General features: G+C 69.4%; 10 protein-coding genes. 8 read left to right on the top strand and 2 right to left on the bottom strand.

The annotated features are described in order from the left end of the window. Positions 1 to 275: 275 nt before the first annotated feature. The 6 genes from OG247_RS14285 (at position 276) to OG247_RS14260 (ending at position 9,743) form a co-directional block, all read left to right on the top strand. Positions 276 to 2,786 carry a Z1 domain-containing protein gene (locus OG247_RS14285; RefSeq protein WP_327252608.1) on the top strand — a complete coding sequence of 837 codons (2,511 nt, stop codon included), beginning with the start codon at positions 276 to 278 and terminating at the stop codon, positions 2,784 to 2,786. Next, positions 2,783 to 3,808 (top strand): PD-(D/E)XK motif protein, encoded by a 1,026-nt coding sequence (locus OG247_RS14280; RefSeq protein ID WP_327252607.1) that lies wholly within the window; start codon positions 2,783 to 2,785, stop codon positions 3,806 to 3,808. Before OG247_RS14285 ends, OG247_RS14280 begins: the two co-directional genes overlap by 4 nt. Then, the gene (locus tag OG247_RS14275; protein WP_327252606.1) at positions 3,805 to 5,733 is read left to right on the top strand and encodes a hypothetical protein; all 1,929 of its coding nucleotides are present in this window, start codon (positions 3,805 to 3,807) and stop codon (positions 5,731 to 5,733) included. The genes OG247_RS14280 and OG247_RS14275 overlap by 4 nt, the downstream gene beginning before the upstream one ends. A 65-nt stretch (positions 5,734 to 5,798) precedes the next feature. Beyond that, positions 5,799 to 6,626 carry a hypothetical protein gene (locus OG247_RS14270; RefSeq protein ID WP_327252605.1) on the top strand — a complete coding sequence of 276 codons (828 nt, stop codon included), beginning with the start codon at positions 5,799 to 5,801 and terminating at the stop codon, positions 6,624 to 6,626. Then, positions 6,626 to 8,380 carry a DNA cytosine methyltransferase gene (locus tag OG247_RS14265; RefSeq protein WP_327252604.1) on the top strand — a complete coding sequence of 585 codons (1,755 nt, stop codon included), beginning with the start codon at positions 6,626 to 6,628 and terminating at the stop codon, positions 8,378 to 8,380. The genes OG247_RS14270 and OG247_RS14265 overlap by 1 nt, the downstream gene beginning before the upstream one ends. Positions 8,381 to 8,390: 10 nt before the next feature. Continuing rightward, positions 8,391 to 9,743 carry a DNA cytosine methyltransferase gene (locus OG247_RS14260; protein WP_327252603.1) on the top strand — a complete coding sequence of 451 codons (1,353 nt, stop codon included), beginning with the start codon at positions 8,391 to 8,393 and terminating at the stop codon, positions 9,741 to 9,743. Between the two features lie 75 nt (positions 9,744 to 9,818). Here OG247_RS14260 and OG247_RS14255 read toward each other — a convergent pair whose 3' ends face one another. After that, positions 9,819 to 11,000, bottom strand: a complete 1,182-nt coding sequence (locus OG247_RS14255; RefSeq protein ID WP_327252602.1) for a carboxylate-amine ligase — start codon at positions 10,998 to 11,000, stop codon at positions 9,819 to 9,821. A gap of 325 nt (positions 11,001 to 11,325) precedes the next feature. Between OG247_RS14255 and OG247_RS14250 the strand changes: the two genes are divergently transcribed. Then, positions 11,326 to 12,597, top strand: a complete 1,272-nt coding sequence (locus tag OG247_RS14250; RefSeq protein ID WP_327252601.1) for an MFS transporter — start codon at positions 11,326 to 11,328, stop codon at positions 12,595 to 12,597. A 52-nt stretch (positions 12,598 to 12,649) separates the two neighbouring features. Here the strand turns inward: OG247_RS14250 and OG247_RS14245 are convergent, their stop codons facing one another. After that, on the bottom strand, positions 12,650 to 13,048 hold the full coding sequence (locus OG247_RS14245; protein WP_327252600.1) for a cupin domain-containing protein: 399 nt from the start codon (positions 13,046 to 13,048) through the stop codon (positions 12,650 to 12,652). A 49-nt stretch (positions 13,049 to 13,097) separates the two neighbouring features. On the opposite strand from OG247_RS14245, the gene OG247_RS14240 reads away from it, so the two are divergent. Further along, positions 13,098 to 13,934 carry a helix-turn-helix domain-containing protein gene (locus OG247_RS14240; RefSeq protein WP_327252599.1) on the top strand — a complete coding sequence of 279 codons (837 nt, stop codon included), beginning with the start codon at positions 13,098 to 13,100 and terminating at the stop codon, positions 13,932 to 13,934. Positions 13,935 to 14,039: the final 105 nt, after the last annotated feature.

Below are 14,039 nucleotides of genomic sequence, written 5' to 3'. Positions count from 1 at the left end.
GGGCGGCCCTCCCCGGGGCGATGGTCGCGGTGGCGTTCCGCCTCGTGTGGCCGGTCGTGACCTTAGCCTCGCGTGGGCGCCCCGTATGCCTAATAGTGTGTGACGTTCCATGAGGGTGCCGTGTCGGTGAGCGCTCTTCGGGCGACACCTCCCTCCTTCGCCGCACGGTTCGGGGAGGGGGCGACCCCAACAGTCCGCCGGCCACAGCGAAGAGAGCCGGGGCGGGTCCCATGACTGACGATTTCGACATCATGTATGAGACGTTTGCTGCGATTTTGGACAACTTTCCCCCGGCTGAGGCAGTCAAGCGGCTGGAACAGCTCGGTGTGGACGCGGATCTCGTCCAGCGGATCCGAGAGCGGCATGAGCACCAGACGATCCAGATCAAGGAACTCGACGAGCCGCACGCCGTGGTGCTCGGCAACCGCGACACCTGGTACACGGGTCCGCGTGCGAAGGACAAGTGCTGGCCGGCCATCGTGGATCTGCTCGCCAAGGACGGCTGGCCGCGGGACCCGGCGATCAACAGCCTCGACGACTCCTCCACGCGTATCGTCTCCCTGCTGAACCATCCGAAGGAGAGGGCCTTCTCCACACGGGGGCTCGTCGTCGGCCACGTGCAGTCGGGCAAGACCACCAACTTCACCTCGGTCATGGCCAAAGCGGCCGATCGCGGTTACAAACTGTTCATCGTCCTGGCGGGCATCCACAACGGTCTGCGACGCCAGACGCAAGCGCGCCTGGTCCAGCAGCTCGTGGAGCCGAATCCGGCGATGTGGTCCCAGCTCACCGGGGTCGACAGGGACTTCACCCCTCAGGAGAACCCGGCCTCCTACTTCGGCAAGAACAACAAGACCCACGTCCTGTGCGTGGTCAAGAAGAACGCGACGGTCCTGCGCAAGCTCTCCCAGTGGCTCCAGAAGGCCTCCGAATACCTCGGGGACTGTCCGGCCCTGATCATCGACGACGAGGCCGACCAGGCCACGGTGGCGACGAAGTCGATCAATCCGCTCATTCTGGAGATCATGAGCAGCCTGCCCAAGTCGGCCTACGTCGGCTACACGGCCTCCCCTTTCGCGAACCTGCTGATCGACCCGAGCGCCGCAGACCTGTACCCCAAGGACTTCGTCGTCAACCTGCCCAAGCCCGCAGGGCACTTCGGCACCGAGGTGCTCTTCGGGCGGTACGCGCTGGACGGCGAGGACCCGAACCAGGTCGACGACGGCCACGACATGATCCGTTCGGTTCCCGACGACGACATGCCCTGTGTGCGGCCCGCGACCAAAGCGGACGTCGACGGTTTCGAACCGGTCATCACGGACACGCTCCGGAGGGCGGTGGAGTACTTCTGGTTGGTGACGGCGGCCCGTGGGATCCGGGGAACCGGCAACCCGCACAACACGATGCTGGTCCACACCAGCGTCAACACCTCGGTGCACAACAGCTTCAAGCTACCGCTGGAACGTCTCCACGAGCGGGCCGCGGAGTCCCTCGAGGATGTCGCCTACCTGTCCGGGTTGCGCCTCCTGTGGGAGCAGGAATCCGCCCGGGTGCCGGCAGAGGACTTCGGCGAGAGCCGTGTGCCCTTCGAGGAGCTGCTCGGCGAGCTGCCGGGGGTGCTCCGACGATGCCGGGTCATCATGGACAACTCCAGTAGCGAGGACCGCCTCGACTACGAGAACGGGCCGGTCGTCGCGATCGCGGTGGGTGGCAACACGCTGTCCCGAGGGCTGACGCTGGAGGGCTTGTCCGTCAGCTACTTCGTTCGGTCCGTCTCGGCGTACGACACGCTGCTCCAGATGGGGCGGTGGTTCGGCTTCCGCAACGGCTACGCCGACCTGCCCCGCATCTGGATGACCGACGAACTGGCGGAGTGGTTCCGGCACCTGGCCACCGTCGAGACCGAGATGCGTCGCGACATCGACGTCTACATGACGGAGGACGAGAGCCCTCTTACCTTCGCCGTACGCCTGCGCACCCACCCCGCTCTGCGGGTAACCGCTGCCGCCAAGATGCGCGATGCCGTCACGGCAGCCTCCTCCTACGGGGGCAAGCGGGTGCAGACGCACTACTTCCACACCGGCAGGGAGTGGCTCAACGGGAACATCGAGGCTGCGCGCGCACTGGTCGCCACCTCCGTCGACGCGGCGGTGCGAGCCGAGGTCCGTCCCGAGGACGGACGCCACGTCTTCCGGGACGTTCCTCACGAGGCCGTCACCGACTTCCTGTCGTCCTACAAGTTTCACGAGAGGTCGCCGGAGAACGACGCGGACTTGATCATCGGCTACATCCGCAAGCGAGTCTCGAAGGCAGGTTCCCTCGGACGGTGGAACGTCGCGATCATCGGCAACCCGGTGGGGGAGAAGAACTTCGAGTTCGCCCCCGGCGTGAGCGTGGGGCGCAGCGTACGAGCACGGCTGGACGTCACCATCCCCAGCCCCGATTCCGCCGACATCAAGACGCTCATGAGCCGTCGCGATGCCGCCGTGGACTTGAGCGGTGACACGGCCAAGCTGACCGAGAAGGGCATCATGGACCTGCGTCGGGTTCAGGCTCCGCACACCGGGTTGCTCGTGCTGTATCCGATCGACAAGGTCTCCGAGCCGAGCCCCACGAAGAAGAGTCGAGCAGCCCTGAACGCCGAGGAGCACGTCATCGGCGTCGGTCTGGTCTTTCCGGCGCCGTGGGGCGAGGACAGCGAGGTGGAGAAGTACGTCTCCGCCCGGCTGCCCAACGTGATGATCGAGGACGAGGACTTCAGCCTGGTCGACGGTGAGGAGGCATGAGGGAGGACGAGCTCCGCGGCCTCATAGAGGAGCGATGGACGGGACTGGAGGCGGAGCGTGCCACCGGTGAACACCGCCTGAGGGTTTCCCCGCTGCCCGTCTCCGTCGACCACGGGCCTTTGGCGGTGGCCGTCGACCACGAGGGTTACCGCCACTTCCTCGTGCCGATTCCCACGGGTCGAAAGCTCCGTACCGGCCTCGACGGGCCGACGCTCCAATTGCGCAGGCGGCCTCTGGAGGACGAGAAGACCTACCAGGTCTATGCCGATCTCGCCTGCAGGCGCGAGGACCTCGGGGACCTCTTCACAGAACTGTGTGTCGACGTGACGGAGGAGGCACGGGACCTGCCGGAGAACCCCGTGAAGGCGCTGTACCGGGTCCTGGACCGGTGGAAGGATCTCTTCCGGCCCCCGGGGGCCCCGCTGGGACCGGAGCAGTTGGCCGGTCTGTTCGGCGAGCTGGTGCTGCTCCGTCGACTGCTGGAGCAGGATTCGAGCGCGCACAGGCTGTGGCTCGGTCCCGAACGGCATCGCCACGACTTCTCGGCCGGGAACACCGCGGTAGAGGTGAAGGCGAGCACCGACGACCAGGGCAGGCGGCCACGAATCCACGGGCTCGACCAGCTCGAACCACCGGCGGACGGAATCCTCCACCTGGCCTGGTTCCGGCTGGGGCGCACGACCGTGCCAGGCAGAGGTGTCGGGCTCGTCGAGCTGATCGGGGAAGCACTCCGTCTGTGCGACGACGAAGCCGCCCTCGTCGAACTGTTGGCCCGGGCCGGATATCGCACCTCCGACGCCGAGCGGTACCGGGACGTGAGCTTCGAGATCCGCGAGGAGCGTTGGTATCGGGTGGGACCGGGCTTCCCGGGCCTGACGGCCCGGGCCCTCACGGAGGCGGGAGTTCCGATCTCGGTCCTCGACGTCGCATACACCATCGATCTGTCGGGCGAGACGCCCGCGCCTTTGGCCTCCGACGAGGTGTCGCGAACCATCGACCACATGATCCGGGGGTCCGTGTGAGGCAGCCTCGATGGTTCTCCCAGCCCTACCCACCCGAAGGAGCGAGCGCCGCCGAGGGCATTCGCAACCAGCTCGGACGTCCGGAACTGGACCTCCTCACCATCCTGGTGCGCGAGTCCGCCCAGAACAGTTGGGACGCTCGTCTTCCGGAGCCCTCGGGGCCCGTCGACTTCGGCATCGACATGTGGACGGTCGGGCCGGCCCACACCGATGCCTGGCGACGCCTTCTGGCCGAGGGCTCGCCTCTCGCAGCGGACAACTTTCCGTTGCGAGACACCCTCAAGCAGGGTTCGATCCGTGTCCTCGCGGTGTCCGACCGCGGCACCCGAGGACTGGGCGGGCCGACTCGGGCGGATGCCGCGGTGGGCCCGGACCGTGACTTCGTCTCGTTCATCCGCAATATCGGCGAGCCTCGCGACACGGCCCTGGGCGGAGGTACATACGGCTTCGGCAAGGGCATCTTCTACCTGCTTTCCCGGTCCGGGACCGTGCTGGTGCATTCCCGCTGCCGAACGTCCGAGGGGACGGCCGAGACGCGACTGATCGGGTGCACGCTCTGGAAGAGCTATGTGGGCACCGCACCGGGGGACGGCCGTCGGTACACCGGGCGGCACTGGTGGGGCGACACTTCGGGAGACGTGGTGGAGCCGCTCGTCGGGCAGGAGGCGGACGCAGTCGCGCACCGGCTCGGGCTCAAGCCCTTCGCCCCCGGGGAGACCGGGACGACGGTCGTCGTCATCGACCCGCACCTGGATGAACTCACCTCGCCCGAGGCCGCCGCCTACCTGGCCGACTCGCTCGCATGGCATCTGTGGCCCAAGGCGATCTCCACAGGAGGCGACGATCCCGCCATGAGGTTCTCGGTGACCTGCGACGGTGTGGACCACCCGGTGCCGGACCCGAGGGAGACTCGTCCCCTGAACTTGTTCGTCGCGGCCTACGAGGAGATGGCGGGCAGCCAGGGGCGGGACCTGGAGTGCAAGAGCCCCAAGCGACATCTGGGGCGCCTCGGGCTGATCAAGCGGATCATGCCGCCGCTGGAACCCACCCGTGCCTCCCGCATGCTCGACATCGAGGATCTCGTCCACCACGTCTGTTTGATGCGGCCCGCGGAGCTGGTCGTCACCTACATGCCGGGACCGAAGCCTCCGAGCGAGAACCTCGGTTACGCCGGAGTCTTCCGCGGCGCAGAGTCCATGGACGAGATCTACGCGAAGGCCGAACCGCCCACGCACGACGCATGGAATCCCCAGTCGCTCCAACGCCCCGAGAGCACGTTCGTACAGACGACCTTCCGCCGGATCAACGAGGCCCTGGAGGGGCTTCTCACCCTGGGCGGCGGAGTCCGGCCCGGGACGAGCGATGTCGCGCTCGGCGCCGCCAGCTCGTTCTTCTCCGGACTCGTGGGCGGGGCCTGGGGGATCGGTGGAGCCACCGCCTACGCGAGACCCGGCAGGATGGTCACACGGCCGTCGCGGTCCGACGACGGCGGAACGGGAACGGGCCGGGCCGGCACCGCCGCTTCCGGTGGGTCCGACTCCGACCACGAGTCCGGCCCCGGGAGCCCGGCCTCCGGCGTGCCCCGACGTCGGCCGCGCGTCGAGTACGTCGGTGATCCCTACTACGACGACCACGCGGACGATGCCGTGCTCGTTCAGGAGTTCCGGCTGCCGACCCCCGGGGCTCAGCGGGTCCGTATCGACCTGGCGGTCGTACTGCCCGGTTCGACGGGGCGCGAGACGGACCCCCCGCTCGGGGCGAGCATGCCTGGCCTCATCGGTTGGGAGGACGACGGTGGCCTCCTCTACACGTCCGCAGCCTGTGTCATCGAGGGCGGAGATGCGATCTGGCGCGCCCTGGTACGACCGGCCGCCGACACCATGACCGAGATCGCCATCAAGGTGGAGGCGGTGACGATCCCGTGACCCGACGAGTTCTTCCCTATCGGACGCCGTCCGATGGGGCGGTCGTGGCAGACGCCTGGCAGCTGGTGACGGAGGACGGCGAGGTGCCCCTTCCCGATGCGCTGCCCCACTGGGACTACCGAATGGATCTGCACGCGCGCAGAACCGTCCGGGTCGACCTGGACGCGGTGCGATCGCAATGCGGCCTGACGTCCGATGCGGCGCTCATGCTCTCGGTGGTGTGGACGGCCACCGGATCCAATCTCAGCGGGCCGGCACGGCAGGTGAGGCTGACCGAGACGGGAATCGTGCCCGTCGCCCTCGACGTCCACCTCCGTGGTGCGGACCTGGGCGGACTGCTCCTCCTCGACACCGTCCTGGTCCTGGCGGATCGGCTGAAGGACGCGCGCCCCTCGGCGCCCCGCCGGGCCGGATCCGTCCTGTGGAGCGAGCCGGCGACGGTGCGCCTCCAAGGCGACGCGCCGCAGTTCCCCATGGCCGTGATCGATTTCGCCCGGACTTCCTTCCCCGACGACGCGGCCTGGCACCTGCAGATCAGCGGAGGTCCGGAAAGCGCGACCATGGGCTCGCTGCTGCTCCTGGTCAACGAACGCAATGCGGTGACCACCGCCGCGTTCCGCAACGCGGGGAGTCCTCGCCCGGTCGACCGGATCGTGCTGTCGGCCGTCCATGCCGACGCCGCCCGCATCATGATCGAGCACGCGCTCGGCATCGACGACTTCAGCGAGGAGTCCGACTTCCCGGACGGATCGCTGGGTGCCACCCTGTCGAGCCTGTTCGACAGGCTTTTCCCCGGGCAGACGATCACCGACATACGGCTGCGCCAACGACAGTCGCCTAACCTGTTCGCCTCGGACCTCCAGGCCGCAGTCAAAATCTTCGAGGTGTCGTGATGAGCTTCCTTTTCCCGCGGTTGCTCGCCGCACAGGGCAAGCCCCTCTTCGAGGCATACGGGACCCTGCCGATCGCCGAGCTGACGGCCCGCGTGTCCCCGTCGCACGAGTCCGCCGTGTACGTGGCGACAGGAGGCGACCGCGTCTCCGCCCGGCGACTTCTGGAGCTGCGCGCGGCCGTCGTCGAACTCGCCGTGGCAGCGGGCTTTCCGGACTCGGGCGACCGCGCGCGGAACGCGGACTTCGACCTCGCCCTCGCCGCCCTGTTGCACAGGGAGACGGGCATGGTGCCGGCGGAAGCCGCCTCGCGGGACGTTTGGGCCTTTCTCGCCTTGGTGCTCCTGCCGGACGTGGCATTCTGGCGCTACCCCGCCCCTCCGAAGGACCGCGTCCTCGGAACGGACCTGACCCGACACGTCTTCGGGCGCTTGTGGTGGCGAGCGCAACTCGTCCACGCGCCCGACGCCCCGGAGCCGTACGAGGCCCTCAAGATTCTCGGGGAGGCCGCCTTCGACCAGATCTACGCACGACGTGCCGCGCTGGGCGGCAGCCCCCACCTGGTACGGGCCGTCCTGCGGGTGTGGAACGAGCTCGACCTGACGGGGCTGAACGAACGCGAAACCCTCCGCGACTTCCTCAAGCGACTCCTTCGCCTCGCCCCCTTCGTCGTCTTCGACGCCGTGGAGGAAGCGGCGTTGGACGGGGAGCTGAGAGGTGTGGCGCAGGAGTCGGTCGAGGAGCAGCGTCGGGCGGCCGAGCTTGCCGAGGAGGACGCGCAGTCGGAAGGCCCGGACCGGCCCGCCGGCCGATTCACCTCGGTGGAGATCTGCGCCGGTTCCGGTGCGCAGGCACTGGGTTTGGAGCAGGCCGGGTTCGATCCGGTCGTCCTGATCGACAGCAAGGCCGACGCTTGTTTCACGATCGACCTCAACCGGCCCCACTGGGATGTCCTCTGCATGGACCTGGCCGATTTCCGGCCGAAGGAGCGTCCGGAGTGCATCGGTGTGGATCTACTCAGCGGGGGACTTCCCCGGGTGAAGTCGTCGGCCTCCGCCGGCCGGGCCGAGGACGGCGAGGAGCTGCGTGTACTCCTGGCCGCCGTCGAGCTGGTGGGCGAGATCAGGCCGAAGGCCGTGCTGCTGGAGAACCTCATGGACCTCGTCGAGAGCCCGTACTTCGCAGCCGATCGGGAGTGGATCGAAGGCCGGCTGGCGGAACTGGGCTACGGCGCGGGCTGGAAGGTCCTGAACGCCTCGGCCTTCGGGGTACCCCAGAACCGCGGCAGCGGCTTCCTCGTGGCCCTGCGGAACGAGTATTTCCACCGGTTCTCCTGGCCCCAGCCGGACGGATCCGAGCCTCCGACGCTGGGTGACGTGCTCGGACCTTCCATGGCCGCGAACGGCTGGTCCGGAGCCGAGGCATGGATCAAGGGAGCGGGCCGGATCGCGCCGGCCCTCGTGGGAGGCTCCGATCGGCGCGGTGGTGCCGACCTGGGACCCACCGGGAGCAAGAACGCGTGGGCTGCCCTCGGCGTGAACGGCAGCAGCCTCGGGGACGATGTTCCGGACGCCGACTTTCCGGCCGACGGTGTCCCACGGTTGACCGTGGACCAGGCCGCGACGGTCCAGTCGATTCCGGAGGACTGGCGCTTCTTCGGCGGCAAGACCTCCCGTTACCGTCAGATCGGGCACGCGATGCCCCCGCCGCTGGCCCACGCCGTCGGAGGTGCCATCGCGGCTGCCTTGCGCGGCTAGGATCACTCCTATGCACGAGCCCCGTCCTCTCCTCCCCGAACCCATTACCGTGGTCGACCTCTTCTCGGGCTGCGGCGGCTTCACCCAGGGGTTCCACGAGTTCCGCCCCGCAGGGTCGGCGGAGGTCGGTGGGCCCGTCTTCCACAGCATCGCGGCGGTCGAGCACAACCCGGCCGCGGCCGCCACGTACGCCGCGAATTTCGCGAGCGAGGTTCCGGACGGCCAGTCGCCGGTGCAGGTGTACGTGGGCGACATCGAGAAATGGGAGCCGACACCCGAAGCCCTCCACGCGGACGTGGTGGTCGGAGGTCCGCCTTGTCAGGGCTTCTCGGCATTGAACCGGGAGAAGAAGGGTGTCGATCGGAATCGACTGTGGGAAGAATACGTACGAATCGTGCACAAGATTCGTCCGAAGGTCTTCGTCATCGAGAACGTCGACCGATTCCTGAAGTCGGACGAGTTCGTCAACCTGCTCGGCGAGGTCGAAGAGGGCGGGTTGCTGGAGGACTACGACCTTGTCGACCCGCCGGGGTGCAAGCCTCGGGACACGGCGGACCAGCGGAACAAGCGCTACCTGCTGAATGCCGCCAACTACGGGGCCGTGCAGGCGCGCAGACGTGCCATCGTCATCGGTGTGCTGCGTGACGAGACGAACGAGCGGCGGATGGCCTACCCCCTCGCCACGCACGCGCGATCCCCCAAGAACGCGAAGGGGAATGCAGCGCAAACCCTCGAGGGGACGGAATCCGGGGTGGCGGATTGGCTTTCCACGGACGGCGTCTTCAAGGAATCCTCCGGGATCCCACTGGAGGGAACCGAGCTGCCCGAGGAGAAGCAGAGCGTCAACACGATCGGCGGAGGAACCTTCGAGACGGTCAAGACCACGGATCTCCATTTCGGTCGTAATCCGAAGCCGTTGTCGATCGCTCGATACCACGCCATTCCGCCGGGTGGGAATCGCATGCACCTGCGGAACAAGTGGTACACGATGAGCGAGTCCGGGGAGCCGATCTTCTTCGACGTCCCCGACCCCGACGGAGTGACGACGCCGGTCCAGTACCTCTCCACCGACAGCTGGGACAAGCACGACACGGGCACCGGTGACGTGATGGGGCGCCTGCGAGAAGGCGAGCCCTCCGTCACGATCCGGACCGAGTTCTTCAAGCCCGAGAAGGGTCGGTACCTCCACCCCACGGAGCCGCGCCCGATCACCCACTACGAGGCCGCCCGCATCCAGGGCTTCCCCGTCGGTTTCCGCTGGTGCGGCACGAAGAACGAAATCGCCACCCAGATCGGCAACGCCGTGCCCATTCCCCTGGGAAAGGCCATCGCGGCGGCCATTCACGCCTATCTGCGCGGCTAGTCCGCCCGCCCCGCCTAGAGCCGCAGGTGCAGAATCGATCGCACCTGCGGGTTCGGCGTCCTGGGGCGGTACCGGCTAGCAGGCCTCCGTCTCGTCCGCCAGGTGGTGCAGGACGTCCTTCAGGTCGCCGCGGCGGGCGAAGGCGGTGCGCTGGCGGTGGGCGCCCGAGCCGTCGCGCAGGAGGCCGGCCAGGGTTCTCGCCGCGTGGTCGAGGTCGCCGGAGGCGGCCAGTTCGGGGGCCACCAGGTCGAGCAGGGCCTCCGCCAGGTCAGCCGCCGGGAGTTCGACGCCCGTGTACGGGTCCAGTCCGAAGCCCTCCAGGCCGTCGTGGGCCGCCCGCCAGCGCGCGAGGCGCAGTACGTCTTCCCGTACGGGCGGGTCGGGGCGCTGCTCGGCGATCTCGCGCAGGGCCGTCGCGACGAGGGCGCGGGCCAGTTCGGCCTGGAGGATGGCCGAGTCGATGTCCGGGGACATGTCGGGGGCCCGCAGTTCGAGCGTCGGCCAGTTCCCCGAGGGCCTCAGGTCCCAGTAGACCATCTTGGTGTCGAGGGCCGCCCCGGAGCCGAGCAGGGTCTGCACGGAGCGTCGGAAGTGGGCCGTCGAGCTGAAGTGCGGGGGCAGGCCCGCAGAGGGCCAGCCCGCCCAGGCCATCGCCCGCCAACTGGCGTGACCGGTGTCGCGGCCGCCCCAGAAGGGGGAATTGGCCGCCAGTGCGATCAGCGTGGGCAGCCAGGGCCGGACCCGGTTGGAGACGGCCACCGCCGTGTCCACGTCGAGGGTGCCGATGTGGATGTGCCGGCCGCAGCTGACGAGGGTGTCGGTGAGCGCACCGAAGCGCCGGGCCTGCTCGCGCTGGCGCGGCTCGTCGTCGGTCAGGTGGAGCGGGCCCTCCACGGCGAGCACCGGCGAGGGCGCGGCCAGCAGCCGGCAGCCGTGGGCGCGGGCCGCGCGTGCGAGGGTGCGCCGCAGGCCGGCGAGTTCGCTGCGCAGGGTCGCGGCCGAGTCGGCGACGGGGGTGGAGATCTCCACCTGGTAGCGGGTGCCTTCGGGGTGCAGTTCGTGGGGGAGCCCCGCGGCGGTGGACAGGACGAGCGGGGCGGCCGGGACCACCCGCAGGGTGCGGGCGTCGACGAGGAGGAATTCCTCCTCGACCCCCAGGGTGAGGGGGGCGGCCGGATCGGCCGCGCGCGGTGCCTCTGTCGTGGTGCGGGTGCTCGTGGTGCCGGTGCTCGTGGTGCTGGTGCCAGGTTCGATCACTGCGCCTCCCTGGACATACGAGTCTTTTCATCATGAGCTGAACTTCAGGCGAGGAGCGCACGTCTATTCGGTCAAATGTCCGGTGATAGTGGCGAGTTAGCGGCAAGGAATGTTCCGCCGCGGGGCCCGGGTTCCGGGTGGGGTGAGTGGTGCGCATGCGGGGAAGGCGGAGTCCGCTCGACCGAGTGCCGACCGGGCTCCGACCGAGTACCGACCGGGCTCCGACCCAGTACCGACCGGGCTCCGACCCAGTACCGACCGGGCCCCGACCCAGTACCGACCGGGTCCCGAGCGACTCCCGAGGCGGGGCCGCCTATCATCCGTTGTGACCCGTACCATCGCTCCGCCCCCGTCCACCCGCCCCCGGCGCCGCATATTGGCCGACCTCACCCCCCTGAGAACCTCCCCGGACTTCCGGCGGCTGTGGGTCGGCGGGATCATTTCCTGGCTGGGCCAGGCGATGACGGCTCTGGCCATCTCGCTCCAGGTCTACGAGATCACCGGCTCCAGCTTCTCCGTCGGACTGGTCGGGCTCTGCTCGCTCGTCCCGCTGGTCACCTTCGGGCTCTACGGCGGGGCCATCGCCGACACCGTCGACCGCCGCAAGCTCGGCCTCTTCAGCGCCCTCGGCCTGACCGGCCTGTCCTTCGCCCTGGCCGGCGCCGCGCTCTTGGACTACCACCGGGTCTGGCTGCTGTACACCGTCGTCGCGCTCCAGTCCCTCTGCGGGGCGCTCAACGGGCCCGCCCGGTCCGCGATGATCCCGCGGCTGCTGCCCGCCGAGCAGCTGCCCGCCGCCAACGCCCTGAACTCCGTGGTGCTGACCTTCGGGATGACGGCCGGCCCGGCGCTGGGCGGGGTCATCGTCGGCTGGTGGGGCTACCAGGCCGCGTACCTGATCGACGCCGTCACCTTCGGCGCCGCCCTCTACGCGGTGTGGCGGCTGCCGTCGATGAAGCCCGAGGGGGCGGGCGGCCGCACCCGGCGGGCCTCCGTACTCGACGGCCTGCGCTTCCTGGGGACCCGGCCGAACATCCGGATGACCTTCTTCTCCGACCTGGCCGCCATGGTGCTGGCCCAGCCGAAGGCGCTGTTCCCGGCCGTCGCCGTGCTCTGGTACGGCGGCGACGCCAAGACGGTCGGGCTGCTCGTGGCCGCCCCTGCCGTCGGGGCGCTGCTCGGGGGCCTGTTCTCCGGCTGGCAGGGCCGGATCCGCCGGCACGGGGTGGCGATCCTGCTCTCCGTCGCAGCGTGGGGGCTGGCCATCGCGGTGTTCGGGCTGACCCGCGATCTCTGGCTCGGGCTGCTCTTCCTGGCCCTGGCCGGATGCGCCGACAGCGTCTCGATGGTGTTCCGCACCACCATGCTCCAGGCGGCGACCCCGGACGAGATGCGCGGCCGCCTGCAGGGCGTCTTCGTCGTGGTCGTCGCCGGCGGGCCCCGGCTCGGGGACTTCCTCACCGGGGCCACCGCCGAGCTCACCTCTCCGACCGCCGCGATCACGGGCGGCGGGCTCGGCTGCGTCCTCGTCCTGGCGCTGCTGGCCGTGCGCTGGCGGGGGTTCGCCCGCTACGACGCGCGGTCGCCGCAGGCCTGAGGCGCAAGCGCCGTCGTAGCGGCGCCGCCACGACGGCGCCGCTACGACGGCATTACGCGTCCACCGGCTCGCGGGTGCGGTCGCCGGCCTCCCCGCCGGTGTTGACGGTGCCGACGGGCTCGAACAGCAGGATCGCCGTCTCCCCGTCGGCCTGCGGGCAGTGCTCCACCCCGCGCGGGACCACGTAGATCTCTCCGGGGTTCAGTACGACGTTCCCGGCGCGCAGCCGGATCGTCAGGGTGCCGCTGACGACGAGGAAGAGCTCGTCGGTCTCCTCGTGGGTGTGCCAGATGAACTCGCCTTGGATCTTGGCGATCTTGACCTCGTAGTCGTTGACCCGGGCGATCCGGTGCGGGGCCCACTGCTCGGTGAAACCGGCGAGCTTGTCCGCGATGTTCACCACGGCAGCCGCCGGGCGTCCGTTCTCGTGCGTGCTCTCGGATGTCGTCATACGGGCAGGCTGCCCGAGTGCGCGCCGACCGGTCTTGTACGTTCCTGACATGTCAGCCGCGATGCGTCCGCTCAGTACGGTCTCGGCCTGGCAGCCGCCGGTGCCGGGGATCGCCGAGGTGTTCCACGCCCGGTTCACCGACCACGCCTACCCCGCCCACGTCCACGACACGTGGACGCTGATGATCCTCGACGGCGGTCGTGTCGACTTCGGTCTCGACCGCGAACGGCACGGCGTCGGCGGCTCCGACACCGTGGCCCTGCTGCCGCCCGGGGTGGTCCACGACGGGCGGACCGTCACCGAGGCGGGCTTCCGCAAGCGCGTGCTGTACCTCGACGCGTCCGTGCTCCCGGAGTCGCTGACCGGCGCCGCCGTCGATGCGCCGCTGCTGCTCGACGCCGCCCTGCGCGAGCGGGTGCACGGATTGCACCGCGCTCTGGGCGCACGGGAGTTGCCCGCCGGCGCGGTCGAGCGGCTGGAGGCGCAGTCGCGGCTCGCCTTCGTCCAGGAGCGGCTGCGGACGTGGCTGGAGGGGCGCCAGGTGGTCCCGTACGGGGCTCCGGGCCCGGATACGGCCGTACGACTGCGCGAGCTCCTCGATGCGCGGGTCCTCGGCGGGATCACCTTGGAGGAGGCCTCCGCGCTTCTGGGACACGCCCATCCCACCCACCTGATCCGCAGCTTCCGGCAGGCGTTCGGGCTCCCTCCGCACGCCTACCTCACCGGGCTGCGGGTCGCGAAGGCGCGGCGGCTGCTGCTGGCGGGGATGCGGCCGGCGGAGGCCGCGGTCGCGGCGGGCTTCTACGACCAGGCGCACCTGACACGGCACTTCGTGCGGCACGTGGGGGTCGGCCCGGGGAGGTTCGCCCGATCCGGGCGGGTGTGAAGGGAAGTTGGCGGGTTCGTTGCCATTGCGTTGCCGGGTCTTCCGTTTTCTTTCGATTCGCCATATGACAGTTAGGAAGTTGACCGCCACCCCCCGCCTCGCATC

The organism is Streptomyces sp. NBC_01244 (assembly GCF_035987325.1).
Classification (GTDB): Bacteria; Actinomycetota; Actinomycetes; order Streptomycetales; family Streptomycetaceae; genus Streptomyces.
Note: the sequence above shows the minus strand (reverse complement) of the source record. Positions and strands in the feature narration are given on the sequence as shown.

Excerpts from the sequence above, each read along its gene's own strand:
- OG247_RS14280 (WP_327252607.1), top strand. The coding sequence starts at position 2,783 with ATGAGGGAGGACGAGCTCCGCGGCCTCATAGAGGAGCGATGGACGGGA.
- OG247_RS14265 (WP_327252604.1), top strand. The coding sequence starts at position 6,626 with ATGAGCTTCCTTTTCCCGCGGTTGCTCGCCGCACAGGGCAAGCCCCTC.
- OG247_RS14260 (WP_327252603.1), top strand. The coding sequence starts at position 8,391 with ATGCACGAGCCCCGTCCTCTCCTCCCCGAACCCATTACCGTGGTCGAC.
- OG247_RS14245 (WP_327252600.1), bottom strand. The coding sequence starts at position 13,048 with ATGACGACATCCGAGAGCACGCACGAGAACGGACGCCCGGCGGCTGCC.
- OG247_RS14240 (WP_327252599.1), top strand. The coding sequence starts at position 13,098 with ATGTCAGCCGCGATGCGTCCGCTCAGTACGGTCTCGGCCTGGCAGCCG.